Origin of the sequence: Serratia sp. OLAL2 (genome assembly GCF_002752475.1) — a bacterium.
In the GTDB taxonomy this organism is placed as follows: domain Bacteria; phylum Pseudomonadota; class Gammaproteobacteria; order Enterobacterales; family Enterobacteriaceae; genus Serratia; species Serratia bockelmannii.
In genome coordinates this window covers 223,020-241,634 of sequence record NZ_MSTL01000021.1, presented here as the reverse complement: position 1 = coordinate 241,634, position 18,615 = coordinate 223,020, and the positions used below count along the sequence as shown (strand labels likewise).

General features: G+C 52.9%; 18 protein-coding genes. 15 read left to right on the top strand and 3 right to left on the bottom strand.

What is annotated here, in order from left to right:
* Nucleotides 1–78: 78 nt before the first annotated feature.
* The 3 genes from BVU99_RS24410 to BVU99_RS24400 all read left to right on the top strand — a co-directional run bounded on the left by BVU99_RS24410 (nt 79) and on the right by BVU99_RS24400 (nt 2,688).
* Complete coding sequence (locus BVU99_RS24410; protein WP_025303981.1) at nt 79–984, top strand: LysR family transcriptional regulator; 906 nt, start codon at nt 79–81, stop codon at nt 982–984.
* A gap of 90 nt (nt 985–1,074) precedes the next feature.
* Nucleotides 1,075–2,247 (top strand): MFS transporter, encoded by a 1,173-nt coding sequence (locus tag BVU99_RS24405; RefSeq protein ID WP_025303980.1) that lies wholly within the window; start codon nt 1,075–1,077, stop codon nt 2,245–2,247.
* Between the two features lie 102 nt (nt 2,248–2,349).
* Complete coding sequence (locus tag BVU99_RS24400) at nt 2,350–2,688, top strand: DUF2002 family protein (RefSeq protein WP_025303979.1); 339 nt, start codon at nt 2,350–2,352, stop codon at nt 2,686–2,688.
* Between the two features lie 26 nt (nt 2,689–2,714).
* Here the strand turns inward: BVU99_RS24400 and BVU99_RS24395 are convergent, their stop codons facing one another.
* On the bottom strand, nt 2,715–3,161 hold the full coding sequence (locus BVU99_RS24395; RefSeq protein WP_025303978.1) for a DUF1198 family protein: 447 nt from the start codon (nt 3,159–3,161) through the stop codon (nt 2,715–2,717).
* A 67-nt stretch (nt 3,162–3,228) separates the two neighbouring features.
* Nucleotides 3,229–3,564, bottom strand: a complete 336-nt coding sequence (locus BVU99_RS24390; RefSeq protein WP_004928976.1) for an MbeD/MobD family mobilization/exclusion protein — start codon at nt 3,562–3,564, stop codon at nt 3,229–3,231.
* Between the two features lie 184 nt (nt 3,565–3,748).
* Between BVU99_RS24390 and smrA the strand changes: the two genes are divergently transcribed.
* Nucleotides 3,749–4,321: a DNA endonuclease SmrA gene (smrA, locus tag BVU99_RS24385; protein WP_099816887.1), complete on the top strand. Its 573-nt coding sequence runs from the start codon at nt 3,749–3,751 to the stop codon at nt 4,319–4,321.
* A gap of 64 nt (nt 4,322–4,385) precedes the next feature.
* Here smrA and BVU99_RS24380 read toward each other — a convergent pair whose 3' ends face one another.
* Nucleotides 4,386–5,057 (bottom strand): S24 family peptidase, encoded by a 672-nt coding sequence (locus BVU99_RS24380; RefSeq protein WP_099816886.1) that lies wholly within the window; start codon nt 5,055–5,057, stop codon nt 4,386–4,388.
* A 172-nt stretch (nt 5,058–5,229) separates the two neighbouring features.
* Between BVU99_RS24380 and BVU99_RS24375 the strand changes: the two genes are divergently transcribed.
* From BVU99_RS24375 to BVU99_RS24325, 11 genes are all read left to right on the top strand, one after another.
* On the top strand, nt 5,230–5,598 hold the full coding sequence (locus tag BVU99_RS24375; protein ID WP_099816885.1) for an antiterminator Q family protein: 369 nt from the start codon (nt 5,230–5,232) through the stop codon (nt 5,596–5,598).
* Nucleotides 5,599–5,868: 270 nt separating this feature from the next.
* Nucleotides 5,869–6,273 carry a phage tail terminator-like protein gene (locus tag BVU99_RS24370; protein ID WP_168186788.1) on the top strand — a complete coding sequence of 135 codons (405 nt, stop codon included), beginning with the start codon at nt 5,869–5,871 and terminating at the stop codon, nt 6,271–6,273.
* A gap of 126 nt (nt 6,274–6,399) precedes the next feature.
* Nucleotides 6,400–7,062, top strand: coding sequence for a phage tail protein (locus BVU99_RS24365; protein WP_019455562.1), 663 nt, complete (start codon nt 6,400–6,402; stop codon nt 7,060–7,062).
* A 73-nt stretch (nt 7,063–7,135) separates the two neighbouring features.
* A complete protein-coding gene (locus BVU99_RS24360) occupies nt 7,136–7,489 on the top strand; it encodes a phage tail assembly chaperone (protein ID WP_099816883.1) in 354 nt (117 codons plus the stop codon).
* Entirely contained in the window at nt 7,486–7,791 is a 306-nt protein-coding gene (locus BVU99_RS25375) for a DUF1799 domain-containing protein (protein ID WP_099816882.1), read from the top strand. The genes BVU99_RS24360 and BVU99_RS25375 overlap by 4 nt, the downstream gene beginning before the upstream one ends.
* Nucleotides 7,792–7,846: 55 nt before the next feature.
* Entirely contained in the window at nt 7,847–10,291 is a 2,445-nt protein-coding gene (locus BVU99_RS24350) for a phage tail tape measure protein (protein WP_099816881.1), read from the top strand.
* A gap of 74 nt (nt 10,292–10,365) precedes the next feature.
* On the top strand, nt 10,366–10,707 hold the full coding sequence (locus BVU99_RS24345) for a phage tail protein (RefSeq protein ID WP_099816880.1): 342 nt from the start codon (nt 10,366–10,368) through the stop codon (nt 10,705–10,707).
* 8 nt (nt 10,708–10,715) lie between these two features.
* Nucleotides 10,716–11,468 (top strand): phage minor tail protein L, encoded by a 753-nt coding sequence (locus BVU99_RS24340; RefSeq protein ID WP_099816879.1) that lies wholly within the window; start codon nt 10,716–10,718, stop codon nt 11,466–11,468.
* 2 nt (nt 11,469–11,470) lie between these two features.
* Nucleotides 11,471–12,181 carry a C40 family peptidase gene (locus BVU99_RS24335; RefSeq protein ID WP_099816878.1) on the top strand — a complete coding sequence of 237 codons (711 nt, stop codon included), beginning with the start codon at nt 11,471–11,473 and terminating at the stop codon, nt 12,179–12,181.
* Nucleotides 12,178–12,798, top strand: a complete 621-nt coding sequence (locus tag BVU99_RS24330; RefSeq protein ID WP_099816877.1) for a tail assembly protein — start codon at nt 12,178–12,180, stop codon at nt 12,796–12,798. Before BVU99_RS24335 ends, BVU99_RS24330 begins: the two co-directional genes overlap by 4 nt.
* A 54-nt stretch (nt 12,799–12,852) precedes the next feature.
* Nucleotides 12,853–18,570 (top strand): DUF1983 domain-containing protein, encoded by a 5,718-nt coding sequence (locus BVU99_RS24325; RefSeq protein WP_099816876.1) that lies wholly within the window; start codon nt 12,853–12,855, stop codon nt 18,568–18,570.
* Nucleotides 18,571–18,615 lie beyond the last annotated feature (45 nt).

Sequence of the window (18,615 nt, the reverse complement as noted above, 5' to 3'; positions counted from 1 at the left end):
TATCGGGGGGAAAAGTGCGGATAAATCGGCGGCGGGCGATTACACTGTCAAAATTATTTTGACAATAAGGGCGACGAAATGCTGAATTTGCAGCGTCTGGCGATCTTTGCGGCAGTGGTGGAAGCGGGCAGCTTTACCGCGGCGGCGGCGGCGCTGGGGCAAACCAAGGCGGTGGTGAGCTTTAACGTCAAGCAGCTGGAGAACGAGCTGGGGGTGTCACTGCTGGCGCGCAGCACCCGGCGGCTGTCGCTGACCGATGCCGGCGAACGCTTCTACCAGCGCAGCCTGCAGCTGCTGCAGGAGGCGGAAAATGTGCTGGACGACGTGCGTCGCGATCATCACGGGCTGAGTGGCGTGCTGCGTATCACCAGCACGCCGGAGTACGGCGCCCAGGTGGTGGTGCCGGCGCTGGCGGCATTTTCACGACAGCATCCGCGGCTGCGCATCCAGCATGTCTCTTCTTCTTATCATGCCGATCTGATCTCTGAGCGCTTCGACGTGGCGATCCGTCTGGGCCAACTGGCGGATTCCAGCCACCGCGCGGCGCTGATCGACAGCTTTGCCATTTTTCCGGTGGCGTCGCCGGGTTATCTGGCCGACCGGCCGATTCATTCGCTGACGGATCTGGCGCAGGCGCAGTGGATCGCCCACAGCCGGCTCAGTTCGCCGCTCAGCTGGCAGGTGGTCACGCCGCAGCGCGAAGCGGTGCTGTTCAAGGTTGCGGACGCCGCCACGCTTACCGGCGACAGCGCTGCGGCATTGTTGGCGTTCGCCCTGCATGGCGCCGGGGTGGCGCTGCTGCCGGCGTGGCTGGCGCAGCCCGACATCGATGCCGGCAGGCTGCAGCGGTTACTGCCGGATCACCGTTTCCCTGAGCAGAGCATCTATGCGCTCTACCCGAATACCCGTCACGTGCCGGAGAAGGTGCGGGCGTTTATCGATTTTCTGCGCGCGCGGGTGGCGGCAAAATCGTTAGCGAAATAATAATTCGTTATAACTCTCTCATTTATCATCAAATCTCATCGGGGTATGCTGGAGGGCTTCGTCTACCCCGTCCGATGCGAGCCACCTTCGATGACCGCAGAAAATAACCTCCAGCTGAACCGACGTATTTTGTCCGTGGTGATGTTCACCTTCGTCTGCTACCTGACCATCGGCCTGCCGCTGGCGGTGTTGCCGGGATTTGTGCATGACCACCTGGGCTACAACTCGGTGTTGGCGGGCCTTATCATCAGCGCGCAATACTTCGCCACGCTGTTCAGCCGCCCGCACGCCGGGCGTTACGCCGATCAGCTGGGGCCGAAGAAGGTGGTGCTGTTCGGCCTGGCCTGCTGCGGTGCCAGCGGCCTGTTTTACGCGCTGGCGTTCGGCGTTGACGGTTACCCGTGGCTCAGCCTGCTGTTGCTGTGCGTGGGGCGGGTGTTTCTCGGCGTCGGCGAAAGCTTCGCCAGCACCGGTTCCACGCTATGGGGCATCGGCCGGGTCGGGGCGATGCACACCGCGCGGGTGATTTCCTGGAACGGCGTTGCCACCTACGGGGCGATGGCGGCCGGGGCGCCGCTTGGCGTGTACCTGAATCAGCAGTGGGGATTGGCCGGGGTGGCGGCGCTGATCGTGCTGGCGGTTGCGGTGGCGCTGCTGTTGGCGAGCGGCAAGCCGGACGTCTCGATCGCCGCCGGGCAGCGCATCGCCTTTAGCGCGGTGTTCGGCCGCATCTGGGCCTATGGTCTCGGTCTGGCGATGGGCACCGTCGGTTTCGGCGTGATCGCCACGTTCATCACACTTTACTATGCCGACAAAGGCTGGAGCGGCGCGGCGTTTTCGCTGACGCTGTTCAGCTGCGCCTTCGTCGGTATTCGCCTGATCTTCAGCAACGTCATTAACCGCCACGGCGGGTTGAAGGTGACGCTGGCGTCGTTTCTGGTTGAGATCGTCGGGCTGCTGTTGATCTGGCAGGCTGGTGAGCCCTGGATGGTGCAAACCGGCGCGTTGCTGGCCGGCGCCGGTTTCTCGCTGGTGTTCCCGGCGCTGGGCGTCGAGGCGGTGAAACAGGTGCCGCCGCAGAACCAGGGCACGGCGCTCGGCACCTATTCGGCGTTCCTCGACCTGGCGCTGGGCATCACCGGCCCGCTGGCCGGGCTACTGATCGGGCAGATGGGCGTGCCGTCGATCTATCTGGCGGCGGCGCTGCTGGTGGCGCTCGGGGTGTTGCTCACCCTGCGCCTGCTGCAGCGCAGCCGGGCCTGATTCAGGAATAGTCCGAAACCCGGATTCCTTCCCAGAAAATCATTGTTTCGGTGAATGATTACGGTAAGGTCGCTCAGCGGTCCAGAATGAGAGGAGGAATCGATGTATTTACGGCCGGATGAAGTGGCTAAAGTGTTGGAGAATACCGGCTTTGAGCGTGATTATGTCACCGATCAGGCCTATGGTTACCGCAAGGGCGCACACTACGTGTATGTGAATCGCGAAGCGCGGATGGGCAGAACCGCGTTGGTGATCCACCCGGCGCTGAAAGAGAGAAGCGTGCATTTCGCCACGCCGACCTCCCCGGTGCGCTTCAGCGAGCAGTATCTGGAGTTTCCCCTGGATTTAAGCAGCGACACCCCGAACCAGCGCTACGGCATCGCACACGGCTTCAGCTCGCGCGAAGCGCTTTCGCGCTACCTTTACAGCATGTTCCTGTAATCGGTCCCCCGACCCGGGGGACGCTATCAGCCGTGGGCCAACGCTTCGCGGTTGAAACGCTCGTTGTAGGCGCGGCGGAATTGCGCCAGTTCAAACGCATCAATATCCAGCTCGGCGAAGTAAAACAGCGCCGCTTCGGTGTGCTCGGCGTGTAGCTCCGGTGACAGCCCGGCGCGCAGCAGCACGTCACGCCACAGGGCAATCTGCTCGTCGTCCGCCTGTTTGATAAACGTCAGGTAGATGAACAGCAGATAAGCCGCCTGGTGCATCTCTTCGGTGTAGCCGTTGTTCAGCATGCGGATAAAGGTCTGGCTTTGGCGGCCGCCCATTTCCTGGATCATCGATTCGATCAGCATCGGCTTGACCCTCAGCAGATGGGCCAGCGAATCGATGGCTTTGCGGGTGTCGGACGTCAAGATGCGGTAACCGATAATGAATACGACGATCAGGGCGGCGAGGATGATCCAGGTCATTTAGGCTTTATTACACTCTCAATACGCCAGAAGAGGGGCGGGAGGCGCTGTGCGACAGCGCCCGCTATCAATGCTGTTCGCCGCTGAAATTACCGACCGCGCTCTGTTGGCGCAGGTGGTGATTGAAGGTGGCCGCGTCTTTGGCCAGCGCGTCCAGATGGGCGCCGAGCATTTTGATCTGCTTGACCAGCGCATGCTGTTCCGGCACCGAACTGGCGGTGCTCAGTTTGCGCGCCAGTTGTTCATTCTGCGCCCGCAGCGCGGCTTCGCGCTGTTTGGCTTCTTCCAGCAGTTGCTGCAGCGCCTGGTAGCTCTGCTGCCATTCGCGGTGTTGCCGTTCGAAGCTGCTCTGCAACTCATTCATCGCATTTTGAAACTGGATTTCCAGCTCGCGCATTGTCATGGGCTCGATCCTTTGCGGCACTCAATGATGGCTTAGCAGTATAGCGAAAACTGTTCGCAAGCTCACCCGTTGACGACAAATGAGACAAATGCCGCTGACAATTCCCGGCTTGCAACCGCGCCAAGGCGTCTTACAATCGTCCCCATTCCCAGCCGTAAAGGCTGCCGTTCAAGAGAGGTGGAACATGAGCGAGCAGGAAAAAGACTTTTTTGAACAGGCGATGGCGGACGTGGTGCCGCTGGAGAGCGGACGGCAGACGCTGTACCTCAAGCCGCAGGCGGCGGTGGACAAAAGCGCGCGGCGCGAAGCGCAGCGGCTGCGGCAGGAAAACTTCCTCAGCACCGATTTTCTCGAGGTGATCCCCTGTGAACAGCCGCTGGAGTTCAAAGGGGAAGGCATTCAGCAGGGCGTGCTGGACAAACTGCGCAACGGGCGTTACCCGCCGCAGGCGTCGCTGAACCTGCTGCGTCAGCCGGTTGAAACCAGCCGGCAGGCGCTGTTTCGCTTCATTATGCAGGCGGAGGCGCAAAACCTGCGTTCGCTGCTGATCGTGCACGGCCGCGGGCGGCAGAACGAAAGCCATCCGAATATCGTGCGCAGTTACGTCGCCAAGTGGCTGGCACAGTTTGAACAGGTACAGGCATTTTGCCGCGCCTTACCGCGCGACGGCGGCGAGGGCGCTTGTTATGTCACGTTGCGTAAATCGGCGCAGGCCAAGGCAGAAAACTTTGAGCGCCACGCCAAGCGCAGTCGTTGAGTGAGAAAACCGCTATCCCTCAGGAGAATGATTGCGGCGTAACATGAGACATGAGACAGCGGATTTATCGATGGCGACGAGATTTACCCGAAAAGATAACAGTACCGATGATATGGCAGTTGCTGTTGATTGGGATGTAACGTTCCGGCCAATCAGGATTGAGCGCTTTTAGCATCCGCTCTGAGCCCTCTTCAATAAAACGTTTAAATGTGGTTTCGCCGAAGTCGCTCATTAAAGCGATCACGTCATCGCCATTCCAGGGAGTAACATCAGGATCGACAAAAATCAGATCGCCAGGGGAGTATTCCGGGCTCATTGAATCGCCGACCACACGCAAAATGTAGGTCCTTTCCCCACAGGCGACAGGGCAGGGATAGTGTTCTGTTTGAATCAAATCAACCTCTGAAAACGCGATTTCCGTCCAGGCTCCTGCCTGAACCCAGGATATCACCGGAACCAATTTTATCTTTTTATCGTTGCCGTACGATGTTTCCTGAATGTTGGTGTGGCCGGCGGCGGCGTCATGGGTTTTATCCAGCCATCCGGTAGCAAGAGAAAAACAAATCTCCATATGGCGAGCGAGATCGTCGCCAATTTTTTTTGTGGGGTTTTTGCCGATAACTCGGCTGATTTGCGTCGCTTCGCGATCCAACATGGCAGCGAAGTTTGAGTTGCCGCCCACGCCGTCGCGCAATTTTCTGGCGTTTTCCCGCCGGATTTCTTCGATCGTTTTCATATCATTATTACAGCATATGTACCAAAAAGGTACAAGTTACTTGTATAACTATTTTTTATATGCATAATGTATCCAATGGGTACATTTATTGGTGGTTAAAGTCAGGTTTAATGTACCTTTAGTTCGTTTTTTGAGGGGAAGTGAATTCATAAGGTACATTCTAGGGAGGGGCATGAGAGACATACAGCAGATATTGATGCGGTGGGGAGGATGGGCACGGGAACATCCTTCGATGGGATACTCTCATATCGCTGCGGGCTTTAAGGGATTGTTACCACATACGGCAAAGAATCGCCTTTCTTGTTGTGATGAAGACGGGTTGGCTGTCGATCGTGCCGTCGCTCGATTGCAGGCTATACGCCAACCAGAAGAGTTGGAATTGATTCTGCGTCACTATGTGTATGGCGAATCAAAATCGGCTATCGCACGTGGTTGGAAATGCTCTGAAGGGAGAGTTCGTCAGCAAATGCAAATTGCAGAAGGCTTTATAGATGGATGTTTATCTCATGAGGAAATAAAATTGCAGATGGAAAGTTATTAGCGCATTCATAATAAACATTGAGATTTCTTACATTTTTATATAGCCCCGTTTATCGGGGCGTTTTTGTTTGTTTTATTTTTTTAATTTAAAAAATAATAAAATAATTCTTTTCGCTTCGAATTTTATCATGTAGCTTGATAACATCTGAAGTTGATATGCATGAGGCATTAATTCTAAATTTCATTATCGTTTAGAAAAACACCGTGTAGGGTTGTGTCAATTCCTGATGCGCATGAGAGGATTTATGGATTAAATTATTTGGAGGTTGTGTTGAGTACCTTAAAGATAAAGGATTTGTTTGAGTCGGTACTGTTGCAATGGGCGGAAAAAAACAATATCGACTACACGTTGGCAAATTTCCCTTTTGAGGGAAGTGCGGTATTGCATCTTGAGCCATTTATTGTTCCTGCAGTCAATCAGGGGATTGGTGTTTCTCAGGATGTGACTGTATACAGCGGGAATTATCAGATCAATATTGTGATCAAAAAAGGCGAGGGGAGCCATGAAGGCTATCTGTTAGCGGAGCGGGTGTTGTCACTTTTTCCCAATGGTGCCGAGCTTTCCGATGATTATTTGAGCTGCAGTGTTAATGCTCCAGCCAGTATTTTACCTGCTATTCAGAAAGAAGATAGCTATATCATTCCTGTTAGTATCAGTTATTGGTCTCAGTCATAAGGTTTCTAATGCACTGAGACGTAACCGATTTTAAATGCAATGAAGAAGTACATCAAAATGATGTTTTTCTTTTTATCTGTTACCGCCTCCTGGCGGTTTTTTTATATCTAAAAATGGAGAATTACCATGAGTTTTGCATTACCTAATGGCGCAACTGTATTTGCCGGTATCCCTGCTACTTCGACGGTAGCAACGACGGCGGTGAGCAACGCTAATGGCGCGGTATTTACTCTGGCCACAGGCCATGGTTTGAAAATTGGGGACATTGTCATTGTCAATTCAGGCTGGGGGCTGATTGATGACTTGGTCGCCAAGATCACTGCCTCAACCGATACCAGCGTTACTATTGGCGCGATCAATACTTCGGATGTGAAGTTTTTCCCTGCCGGTATCGGTAAAGGTGCGCTGACTAAAGTCGCCAACTGGACCCAAATTCCGCAAATTACCGAAGTGGCTCAGTCGGGCGGCGATCAACAATATGCTCAGGTTCAGTTTCTAGAGGATGATCGTCAACGTAACCTGGCAACATTCAAGGCGGCGAAAACGCAGACCTTTACCTTCGCTCACGATTCGACACAGCCAATTTATAGCGTGTTGCAGAATGCGGATCGTAATGGCGATGTTTTGGCATTTTATATGTACGTCCCTAAAGCCAACGAGCTGCGCTATTGGTCAGCAATTCCATCTTTTGACCCTCAACCAACAACGGCTGTCAACCAGGTGGAAACTGTGGCCGTATCGCTGGCAATTCAGTCCAGCGACATGACTTTCTATAAAACTACCCTTTAATCGTTAAGGCAAACAGGTCTTATCTCGGTAAGGCCTGTTTTTCAACGACACTATTTTTTCTTGGAGCTTTTTCATGATGACTGAATTTACCCTTAACCCAACCCCAACCTTTAGCATTGACGTCGTTATTCCACGTGCGGGAAGCGAGGATGGAATATTGACATTTTCGTTCAAACATAAAAAACGCAGCCAATTGGAAACGCTGGAAAAATCGCTGCGCGAAGCAACCGAACAGCAATTGGAGGCGGGTAGCTACAACAATGAACCTATGGCCGATTTCTTGCACGAAATTTGTGATGGATGGGCATTGCCCGACATGTTGAATAGAGAAAGCATTATCACATTGCTTGATAACTATCCGCGCGCGTTTGATGCAATTGCCACTGCGTATACCAAAGAGTTGATGGTGGTACGGGAAAAAAACTGACGGCGCTTGCCGAGGCTTTCTACACGTCTGAACCCCCTCCCGAAGAGCTTGCCGCATTTGGATTAACGAGAGATGACTACGAAACGGTCACTCTGGAAATCTGGCCGGATATGGTATCAGCTGTCACTATTTTCCAGATGATGGCGACGCAGTGGCGTATCGGAATGAATGGTGTCACCGGGTTGGATTATAACTGTCTGGCTTGGTTAATGAAGGTTTATGCGGTAGATGACGAGGCGAGCACATTAAATGATATCCGTATTATGGAAAACGCAGCGCTAAGAATCATTCACCGAAAATGATCGCCTGCGAGGGTGCCAGCCCCGTGCTGGCTTTTGTTGTGGTGAGGAGCCAGACATGGCAGATATTGCAACCATGACGCTGCGTATTCATACCGATGATTTGCAGCGTGCGAATAAAGAATTGAAAGACTTGCAACGTAACGCTTCGGCAACCGTCGGTAAAGTCGATGTGCTGAATCGCGCTTTTCGCAGTGGGGCACAGGATCTCCGCCGCTATAGCGATAGTTTACATCAGATGTGGACTCGGCTGAGTCCGTTAAATAATGAATTGGACAAGTTGATTCGGCAGCAACGTCAAACCCAGAGTTCAGTTTCCCGCAGCGCCTTCGATGAGCAAGGTTTAAGGCGCCATGGGGCGGCGCTGCAGCAACTAAGAAGGCAAATGGGTCAGCAAGCTGCTGATATGCATGCTGGTAATAATAATGCCAAAGCCTATAAGGAAACATTAAACACTCTATCAGCCAATATGTTGGGTTTGGTGTCGTCATTGGCGTCGGGGGAGCCTGTTTGGAAAGTTGCGCTAAATCATGGGGCACAACTGGTCACTTCCTTTGGTGGCGTAAGCAATACGCTGCAAGCATTACGCCCATTGTTGGCGACCACCAGCGCCGCTTTGGGTGGGGTTATCGGCGGTGTCGCAACGTTGGCCAGTTGGGGCTATAACGTCCGTGAATCATTCGATAATATGCGGACCTCCATCATTATGACCAACGGCCAGGCCTTCAACTCGATTGGCCAAATGGAGTCTCTGGCAGTTTCTATCGGTTCAATGACGAACAGCAGCATCAGTTCGAATGAATCATTGCTCGCTTCTTTGAACCGTTTGGGACGTTATTCCGCGCCGCAGATAGGCATTATTGCCAAAGCTACGCAGGATCTTGGTGCGGTGACCGAGGTGACCGCTGAAGAGGTTGAAGCCAACTTCCGTAAAATAGCGGACGATCCCGTTAGAGGATTGGCGGAGTTGGGTAAGCAATATGGTTTTGTCAACGTTGAGATGTTGGAGCATGTCTCTCGTTTGGTTGATGCGGGAAAAAGCACCGAAGCGACTACGTTGGCGATGCAGCTCTATGGTGATGAGACCGGCAGGCAGTCTGCGGCTATCATGGAAAGCATGTCTCCGCTGTCGCTGATGTGGATTGACGTGAAAAAATGGGCTTCTGATGCCGCACATGGCGTTGGCGTGGATATGTTGGCCATGGCCAGGCTCGTGAAGGACATCGTGGGCACGCTTATCGATGAAGTCAGGCTGTTAATCACAAAAGGCGATGGGTTGATTTCCGGCTTTATCGTTGATTCTTTGGGGCCTATCGCCAAGATGGCCCACGTTGATTTTCTTAACGGTTTTATTGAGACGAATAAAAAAATTGTTGAGGACAGCCAGAAGACCTCCACTAAGTTAGAAGAGAGCATCTTTCAGGGGCACGCAAGAATCAGTGCCGGTCTTTCAGGGTATCGTGAGGCCATGACGGCGGAACAACCGCCTGTTCACAAGGGGGACAGCCGTGAGCAAATAGACACGTGGCTGGGTAAGCGCAATAAGCGCTCCGGATTTTATTCACCCACGGCGGTAGCGGCCCCTGTCTCATCGGCGAAAGGGCAAGAAAAGCCCGACTACGGCCATATTGCGGCGGATTACATTAATCAACAACGCTCAAAATCCCAGCAAGTACTGCAAGAAAGCGGAATGAGTGAACGTGAATTGCAACGCCGTCGTGAGCTTCAGCAGTTGAGTCGGGAGAATAAAGAAAACCCGTTTGCGGCAAATATGGTGAGTGAGCTGACAAACACATTCGCCGCTGAAGATAAGGTTCGTGGCGACTGGCTCGCCGGTGCGCGTAAAGGATGGAGCGAATATCTGGATACTGCGACCAACGTTTACGCCTCTATGGCGGATGTTGGGCGAGCCACCTTTAACGGCCTTTCCGGAATGTTGACGGATATGGTCACCACTGGAAAAACCAGTTTCCAAGAGTTTACTTCCTCTATCTTGAAAATGATCGTCCAGGTTATCAATCAGTTGCTGGTGGCATTTATGGTGCAAAAAGCCATGGGATGGATTGCCCGAGATGCTTCTTCGGGCGGTAACACTCCTGGGGCGGTGCCGATGGGGTTGAAGTCCTCCGGTGGGTATACCGGTGATGGCGGCAAGTATGATGCTGCCGGCGTTGTGCATCGCGGTGAATTTGTCATGACCAAGGAGGCGACGCAGCGTATTGGCGTAGGTCATCTTTACGCCATGATGCGCGGCTACGCTGACGGTGGTTTGGTTGGCGAGCGTGCACCGATGTTCGGACTGAAAGGCGATCGGGGAGGCGGTATTACGGTAAATAGTACTGTGGTGATGAGCCAGGATGGCAATGCGCGTAACGCCGGCGAGTCTCCTGCGGGAGGGATGGGGAAAATCGTACAGGGTATCGTCAATCAAGCGATTACCGAACGGTTGAGCAAAGAACTAAAACCGGGGGGATTAATTTGGAATGCCTCGGGAGCACACTGATTTTATCGGTGCTGAAACTACGAAATAAACGGTCACAACCCGCTACGGCGGGTTTTTTTATGTCTGGAGTAAATATGCCAATCGATACTTTCCAATGGCGCACGCAGGCGGCACCTGTCGGCAACTTTTCTCACAATGTCCGCAGCGCACAGTTTGGCGACGGATATAAGCAAATCAGCAGCAATGGGTTAAACAGCGTTACCCAATCCTGGCAGCTGGTCTATACCGGCCATCCTACGGTTACGGAGTCGCTGTTGTCTTTTTTAAATGCGCATGTGATCCGCGCCTTTTTCTGGACGCCGCCCGGCGGCAGAAAAAATCTGTTTAGAGTCAAATCTGACTCCATCACGGTATCACCGCTTTCACGCAATGTGTTTTCGGTGAGTTTTACCTTTGAACAGGCCTTCGGGGTGTAGGGGGAGCCATGTCATATCACAGCGATGTGCAAAAATTAGAGCCCGGTGAAGTTATCCAATTGATTGAAATTGATGGGACCAGTTTTGGCGCGGACATCCTGCGCTTCCATGCGCACAGCCTTCCTTGGGAGTCTGAGGAACTTGCCGCGTCTGCAGGGGAAGAGCAACGCCTGAAGCCCAGGTCAATTTGGTGGCGGGGCCAGGAATATGAAGCTTACCCGTATGAAATTACCGGCTTGGCCACGACAACCGACGGTTCACAGCCTACGCCGAAACTGCGCGTTGCTAATATCAGCAATGTGGTGACTGCGTTATGTCTGGCGTACAGCGATCTTGTCCAGGCCAAAGTCTCCGTGCATCAGACCTTTGTGAAATACCTTGATGCGCGCAACTTTCCGGCAGGCAATTCGCTGGCGGATGCCAGTCAGGAACGGGTGCAGGTATTTTATATCGATAGCAAAACTGCTGAGACTAACACCGTCGTGGAATTCCAACTGGCCACACCTTTTGATTTACAGGGGCAACAATTGCCGTCACGGCAAATCCATGGTTTGTGCACGTGGTGTATTCGCGGTTGGTATCGTACAGGAAGAGGTTGCGACTACGGCGGCATTGCCGGCTTCGACAAAGATGATCAACCGGTGGACGATCCCGCGTTGGACGTTTGTGGCGGCCGTGTTTCTTCATGCAGAAAAAGGTTTGGTGACGCCCAGCCGCTCTCCTTCGGTGGTTTCCCTGGTTCAAATCTTTTAGGGAAATGAGCATGCAAGAACATGTTATGCAGGCCATATATGAGCATGCCCGCTCGGTGTATCCGAATGAAAGCTGCGGTTTTGTGGTGCTCAGTGGCCGCAAAGTACGGTATTTGCCGTGTGACAATGTGGCTGACAGCCCGATGGAGGGGTTTGTTATTGCTCCGCAGGACTATGCTCGTGCAGAAGCATGCGGGGAAATTATTCGCATTATTCACAGCCATCCCGATGTGCCAAATGTTGTTCCTTCTGAGTTGGACCGGGTTCAGTGCGATCATTCGGGTATTGTCTGGGGCATTTTGTCTTGGCCTGAAGGGGACTATCTCGAAATTGCACCGCGTGACGATCGTCCGTTGATTGGCCGCAACTGGCTACTGGGACATGCCGATTGCTGGTCATTGATCATGGATTATTACCACCGGCAGCATGGAATCACGCTGAATAATTACTCCGTAGAGCATGAGTGGTGGAGAGATGGCAATACCCGACTCTATGACGAGCATTGGTATCGTGAAGGGTTTCGTGAATTTGCGGGAGAAATACGGCTGGGTGACATGATCATGATGCAAATTTCAGCTCCGGTGACAAACCATGCGGGGATTTATTTAGGCGATAACATGATGTTGCATCATCTCTATGGCCAGTTAAGCCAACGTTATCCCTATAACGGCTATTTCCAAGAACGGACGGTACGAGTGGTCAGGCGTAAGGAATTGTTATGAACAAGGTAGCGAGAACAATCAGATTAGGAGGCCAACTGGGCAAGCGGTTTGGCAAGATTCACCGGTTGGTGGTCGAAGATACTTGTGAAGCCTTGCGCGCGTTGTGCGTCACGGTTGAGGGGTTTGAGAAATATATGATGTGCGCTCATCGCCAAGGCATTCATTTCGCTTTTTTCAACGGCGATCAAAATATCGGGGTTGAAGAGTTCGCAACCTCGAAAGGTGATGCCGTGATCCGCATCATGCCGATCATTGCGGGCAGCAAGAACGGCGGCATGTTCCAGATAGTGCTCGGCGTTGCCGCTTTGATAGGAGCCTTTTATACGGGAGGCGGCACGTTGGCGCTTTGGAAGGCGTCCATGGCAACTTCTCTCACCGTTTCAACGCTCAGCATGATGGGTGCTTCCATGGTGATGGGCGGTGTCATCCAGATGCTGACACCGCAACCTAGCTTTGGTATGTCTGTTTCACAATCGGTGGAGAACAAGCCCTCGTATGCTTTCGGTTCCCCGGTCAATACCACTGCACAGGGCTACCCTGTGCCCATTTTGTACGGTGAGCGCGAGATCGGGGGGGCAGTGATCTCGGCGGGCATTTACGCCGAAAACCAACAATAGGACGTTTCTTTATTCATCACGGTCGCTCAGGCGGCCTTTTTTTATGGGCGCAATATGGCACAGACACTTATTCGCGGGCGCAAAGGTGGTGGTGGAGCGGCGCATACACCGGTCGAATCACCTGATGACTTGCAGTCCAATGCAAAAATTAAAATCCTCCTGGCGTTATCGGAAGGTGAGATCGCCGGCGAACTGGACGGCACGCGCATTCTGCTGGATGGCACGCCGGTACACAATGCCGACGGCAGCGAGAATTTCACCGGACTGAAATGGGAGGTGCGCAATGGTACGCAAATGCAGGATTACATTCAGGGGATGCCGGACGTTGAGTCGGAAACCTCCGTCAACGTAAAACTGACGACGACCAATGCCTGGACACGTACTTTCACTAATACCGACATCGATGCATTGCGCATTCGAATGGGATTTCCATCGCTGTTTCGTTATGAAAATAACGGTGATATGCATGGCGCAGTTGTGGAGTACAAAATTGAACTCTCCACCGACGGGGCCGCTTATCAAACGGTCGTTGACGGAAAAGTAGAGGGTAAAACCACCAGTTTGTATGAGCGTGACCATCGGGTTAACTTGCCCAAGGCAACAAACGGCTGGACGTTGCGTGTAAGTCGTCTGACGCCGGACTCCACCAGCAGCAAACTGGTAAACAATACCCAGGTTCAGACTTATACCGAGATCGTTGACGCGAAGTTTCGTTATCCCAATACGGCACTGCTGTTCATTGAGTTCGACGCAGCTCAATTCAACGCGGTCCCTAAAATTACCGTCAGGCCAAAAGGCAAGATTATACGCATTCCCGCCAACTACGATCCGTTGGCTCGCAGTTACTCCGGCGCTTGGGATGGCAGTTTCAAATGGGCTTGGAGCAACAACCCTGCCTGGGTGTTCTACGATATTGCGCTTGATAAGAACTATGGGCTGGGGAATCGGGTTTCCGCATTGGAAATGGACAAATGGGGACTCTATCGAATCGCCCAGTATTGTGATGAGCTGGTCAGTGACGGACTGGGTGGTGAGGGCAAGGAACCGCGCTTTTTGTGCGATGTGTATATTCAATCTCAGCAAGATGCTTACACCGTTTTACGCGATATTTCGGCTATTTTCCGCGGTATTACCTACTGGGGTAACGATCAGCTATTTGCCTATGCGGATATGCCGCGCGATATGGATTTTGTCTATTCGCGAGCCAACGTGATTAACGGTGAGTTTACCTATGCCTCAGGTTCTTACAAGAATCGCTATACCTCGGCGTTGGTCAAATGGGGCGATCCATCCAATCATTATGCCGAGGCCGTCGAGGCGGCCTACGATAACGATTTGGTGAAACGGTATGGTGTGAACCAGACCGAAATAACGGCTATTGGCTGTACGCGCCGGACCGAAGCTCATCGCCGCGGTCGCTGGGCTATTTTAAGCAATGCCAAAGATCGTACCGTCAGTTTTAACGTTGGACTGGACGGCAATATTCCTCTGCCTGCGCGTATTATCGGCGTCGCGGACGCGATGTTGGCCGGTAAAGCCAATGGCGGCAGGATCCGATCTGCACAGGAACGAACAGTCGTTTTGGATCGTGAGGTTGAATTTAGCGCGGGCGATCGTTTGTGCATCAATCTGCCGGATGGCACGGCCCAACGCCGCACCATTGCCAGCATTGCCGCTGACAAGAAAACCGTAACGCTCACTGCGGCTTTTCGTCAGCAACCGGAAGCGGAAGCTGTGTGGAGCATCGATTCTGACGACTTGGCCGTTCAACAGTTCCGCGTGATTTCAGTGCAATCCAACGATGACGGCACTTTCACCATCAGTGCGGTAGAGCACGATCCAAATAAATACGCGTTTATCGATAACGGTGTTCGGTTGGATTCTCCGCCGCTCACTGTCACCCCCCCAGGCACGATAGCCGCACCCGCCAATATCACTATTTCCCGGTATGACTATGTCAGCCAAGGGATCAATATCGCCACCCTGCGCGTGCAATGGGCGGTGGTGACCGGTGCGCTGAAGTATGAAGCGCAATGGCGCAAAGACAGCGGCAACTGGGTGAATATCGGTGCGACCTCTTCGCTTGGGTTTGAAGTCAACGGTATTTTCGCAGGCAATTATGATGTTCGGGTGCGTGCGGTTAATGCAGTCGACGTCTCCTCACCTTGGGGCCGTTCGGAAACCACCTATTTGGCCGGTAAAGAAGGGGCACCGCCGCGAATCGTTGGGTTGCGCGCTTCTACCGATCGGGTATTTGGTATCCAACTTTCCTGGATGTTTGGTGCAGGGGCTGAGGATGGTCTGAAAACAACGCTAGCCGTTGCTGCACGGGCGGATTTCTCTGATGAGAAACTGCTGGCAGACGTGCCTTATCCGCAAAATCACTATGACATGCAAGGGCTCAGGGCGGGGCAAACGCTGTATTTTCGCGCGGCGTTTACGGATAAAAACGGCTTACAGTCTGAATGGACGGAGTTTGTACGCGGCATTTCCTCCGATAAAGCGGATATCGTTTTGGAGCAGATTGCCAACAGTATTACCGAGACGGAGTTAGGTAAAGAACTGTTGGATAAAATCTCCAGCCTGCCGTCCGATCAAAACGTTCAGGATCTGGCGAATAAGATCGCTAAGGCGCAGCGTGACATTGAGCAGAACAAGGAGGCACTGGCCGGCGATGTAGGTGCGTTGGAGCAGGCTCTCGAGAGTGTTAAAGAACAAGTTGCCGGCACCAATACCGATCTGAACATGACCGTAGAAGGTTTACAGCGCAACCTGGAGCAAATCAGCAAGGCGGCGATTGAGAACAGCCTGACACTCGATGTGGCACGCACTGATTTGACGATGGCGAAGCAAACGTTGGCCGGAGATATTCAAGATGCCCTGCATGAGCTCAGCGGGACGCGTGCGGCTCTGCAGCGGGCAGATGCCGAGCTGCAGGCTAAAGTAGACGCATTGACCGGTGGTGACGGCACCAGCATTGCAGAGGTGATTTCTCAGGTTAGCGTCTTGCGGGAACAGGACCAAGCGCTGGCAGAGCAATTGGCTGCCGTCGTGGCCAAATCAGCGGGCAACGCGGCGCAAATTGCTCAAGAAAAGCAGGCAAGGAGTGATGCCGATGAGGCGATGTCCCAAATTATCAATTCGGTAAAAGCCGTTTCCGATAAGCAGCAGGGAACGATCGCCCAATTGGAACAAACGCAGGCAGATGCTCAAGCGGCGTTGGCCAAAGTGGAGTCGGATGTGGCCGCCAGTGCCCAAATTGTCGATAACCATCAGGCGGAGCAAGGTCGGGTTAATGCGGCCGTTACGGCAAAAACGGAAGCATTGGCTAACCAGCAGCAGGCAATAGGTGAGCAGTTGAGCGGATTGGGCGCCGAGTTTAGCGATAATCAGGCCCAGGTTACGCAGCATCTGAAGACTTTGACGGATAGCGAGTTGGCTCTGGCGCGGCAACTCAGTGCCCTGGAATCACAAGCGGGCTCCAATACGGCAGCGATAGCAGCGGAATCGCAGACTCGCGCAGAAGCTGACAGCGCGCAGGCGAAAGCGCTTAACACGTTGGGAACGACCGTTGATGGCCAGGCTTCGGCCATCAATGTACTTCAGCAGGCAGCCAGCAATGCCGAAAGTTCAATGGCGGGCATTACGCAATCGCTGGAAGCACTCAGCAAAGCGGATATCGAGAACGCATTAAATCTTGATAACAGCAAAAAAGATCAGCACGAAGTTAACGCCACTATTACCGTCCAACAGCAAGTTCAGGCCGATCAGTTGGCGTCTCAGGCACGGCAGTTGACACGTTTGCAGGCCAACTTTGGTGATGTTTCTGCAGAACTCCAGCAAGAGTTAACCGTGCGTGCAACAGAAGACAGCGCGCTGTCACGACGTTTGGACTCGCTCAATAGTCAAGTGGGCGATAGTCGTGCAACCTTGGCCCAACTGCAGCAGGTTGTCAGCGATGCCGAAAGCGCACGGGCGGGAATGACGCAGTCGCTGGAAGCCTTGAGTAAAGCGGATATTGAGAATGCGCTAAACCTTGATAACAGCAAGAAAGAACAGGTTGGGGTAAACGCCGGGCTTATTTCGAAACAGGAGGTTCATGCCGACAAGCTGGAGTCGCAGGCACGGCAGTTGCTTATGCTGCAGGCTAACTTTGGCGATGTTTCTGCCGGGCTGCGGCAGGAGCTGACCGTACGCGCGACCGAGGACAGCGCATTATCACAACGGCTGGATTCACTTAATAGCCAGGTAGGGGAGAGCCAGGCTGCAATTACGCAGCTGCAGCAAACGCAATCTGATGCCGATAGCGCCAATGCCAGTCTGTCACAATCGTTGGCAGCGACGGCGAAAGCCAATATTGAGCTGGCATTGAAGCAAAGTGGGGATGTTCAGCAACAAAACACCATTACTGCGGGGCTCCAGACTCAACAGACGGTTTTGGCCGATCAGCAACAAGCGCAGGCTAGGCAGTTGATTGGCTTGCAGGCCAATTTTGGTAGCGTTGCGGCTAAATTGGCCACAGAGTTGACGGTAAGGGCGCAGGCCGATAGCGCTTTGGCACAACAGTTGACGACGTTAAGCGGCACGGTTGATGAGAATCAAGCGAACGTTGAACAACAGCTGCAGGTTTTGGTGGATACGGGGAGCGCTCAGGCAAAACAGCTTACCGATATATCCAGTAAAACAGAGGGAAACCGCGCTGTACTTACCCAACTGGCGAAAACAGTTACCGATAACCAATCGGCCTCTTCACAACAGATTGTTCAACTTAATACTGAAGTGGGTAAGGTCAAAACCAATCTGCTGAATGAAAGCAGCGTACGTTCAAGCGCCGATAGCGCATTAGGACAACGTATTGATCACGTGACGGCGACCGCCGGTAATAACACTGCGGCGGTACAGGAGGTCAAACAGGCACAGGCTTCATTGAACGGCAAGATATCTGCATCATGGAGTTTGAAGGTACAGGCTGACAACGCAGGGCGGCAGTTTGTTGCAGGGATGGCGTTGGGCGTAGATGGCGCGGGCAACAGTCAGTTCTTGGTCCAGGCGGATCGTTTTGCGTTGCTGAATAATCCAAACGGAAGTGTCTCCTCCCCGTTTGCCGTGCAAAATGGCCAGACGTTTATTAACGCCGCGTTTATCGCCAATGCTTCGATAGACAGTGCAAAAATAGCACAGGAAATCACGTCGTCAAACTATGCTTGGCATGACGACCCCGCCTATCGGCAAGGATGGGCGATCAATAAGAATGGTTATGCCACGTTCAGTAATATGGATGTGCGCGGACGTATTTTCGCCACCTCAGGCGTATTCAACAACGTGACCATCAATGAGAACTGCGATGTCAGAGGCAAGGTTTATGCGAACAGGATAGATGGTGATATTGCCAGCATGCAGGCATTCAGTGCCCAGACACTACGCAAGCATGATGGCGTATACACCTACGTCTATGCGGGTGGAATGAACTATGCCGTGAGACTCGTCATTCCCAATATCAAGGTCGTGTATTACAGCAGCCCGCGAGGTTCGGTATGCAATATGCGAATCAAACTGAACGGGAATATCCTTCGTCAACATCGATTCAGTAGAGTGAGCGGAGGGGATGTTTATGAAGATGCTATTTCAATCGATATTCCCGCGTACGCCGGCGAGCAGCAAATTCGCATTGAGACTGACGCTATGGATGATCGAGATAGCACAATAGTTTCCTCTTTTGTCATGATGGTTTTCCCTCTTAAGAATAATAGATTCTGGTCCTGGAGAGGGTGACTGTTTTTTGGTGTTTAATTACCTTAAGTCAATATTTGGAAATAT

What these genes read in the sequence shown, in the direction of transcription:
- BVU99_RS24380 (WP_099816886.1), bottom strand. Translation starts at nt 5,057, where the DNA reads ATGAAAACGATCGAAGAAATCCGGCGGGAAAACGCCAGAAAATTGCGC.
- BVU99_RS24350 (WP_099816881.1), top strand. Translation starts at nt 7,847, where the DNA reads ATGGCAGATATTGCAACCATGACGCTGCGTATTCATACCGATGATTTG.
- smrA (WP_099816887.1), top strand. Translation starts at nt 3,749, where the DNA reads ATGAGCGAGCAGGAAAAAGACTTTTTTGAACAGGCGATGGCGGACGTG.
- BVU99_RS24325 (WP_099816876.1), top strand. Translation starts at nt 12,853, where the DNA reads ATGGCACAGACACTTATTCGCGGGCGCAAAGGTGGTGGTGGAGCGGCG.
- BVU99_RS24405 (WP_025303980.1), top strand. Translation starts at nt 1,075, where the DNA reads ATGACCGCAGAAAATAACCTCCAGCTGAACCGACGTATTTTGTCCGTG.
- BVU99_RS24330 (WP_099816877.1), top strand. Translation starts at nt 12,178, where the DNA reads ATGAACAAGGTAGCGAGAACAATCAGATTAGGAGGCCAACTGGGCAAG.
- BVU99_RS24375 (WP_099816885.1), top strand. Translation starts at nt 5,230, where the DNA reads ATGAGAGACATACAGCAGATATTGATGCGGTGGGGAGGATGGGCACGG.
- BVU99_RS24345 (WP_099816880.1), top strand. Translation starts at nt 10,366, where the DNA reads ATGCCAATCGATACTTTCCAATGGCGCACGCAGGCGGCACCTGTCGGC.
- BVU99_RS24395 (WP_025303978.1), bottom strand. Translation starts at nt 3,161, where the DNA reads ATGACCTGGATCATCCTCGCCGCCCTGATCGTCGTATTCATTATCGGT.
- BVU99_RS24335 (WP_099816878.1), top strand. Translation starts at nt 11,471, where the DNA reads ATGCAAGAACATGTTATGCAGGCCATATATGAGCATGCCCGCTCGGTG.
- BVU99_RS24365 (WP_019455562.1), top strand. Translation starts at nt 6,400, where the DNA reads ATGAGTTTTGCATTACCTAATGGCGCAACTGTATTTGCCGGTATCCCT.
- BVU99_RS24360 (WP_099816883.1), top strand. Translation starts at nt 7,136, where the DNA reads ATGATGACTGAATTTACCCTTAACCCAACCCCAACCTTTAGCATTGAC.
- BVU99_RS24410 (WP_025303981.1), top strand. Translation starts at nt 79, where the DNA reads ATGCTGAATTTGCAGCGTCTGGCGATCTTTGCGGCAGTGGTGGAAGCG.
- BVU99_RS24340 (WP_099816879.1), top strand. Translation starts at nt 10,716, where the DNA reads ATGTCATATCACAGCGATGTGCAAAAATTAGAGCCCGGTGAAGTTATC.
- BVU99_RS24390 (WP_004928976.1), bottom strand. Translation starts at nt 3,564, where the DNA reads ATGACAATGCGCGAGCTGGAAATCCAGTTTCAAAATGCGATGAATGAG.
- BVU99_RS24400 (WP_025303979.1), top strand. Translation starts at nt 2,350, where the DNA reads ATGTATTTACGGCCGGATGAAGTGGCTAAAGTGTTGGAGAATACCGGC.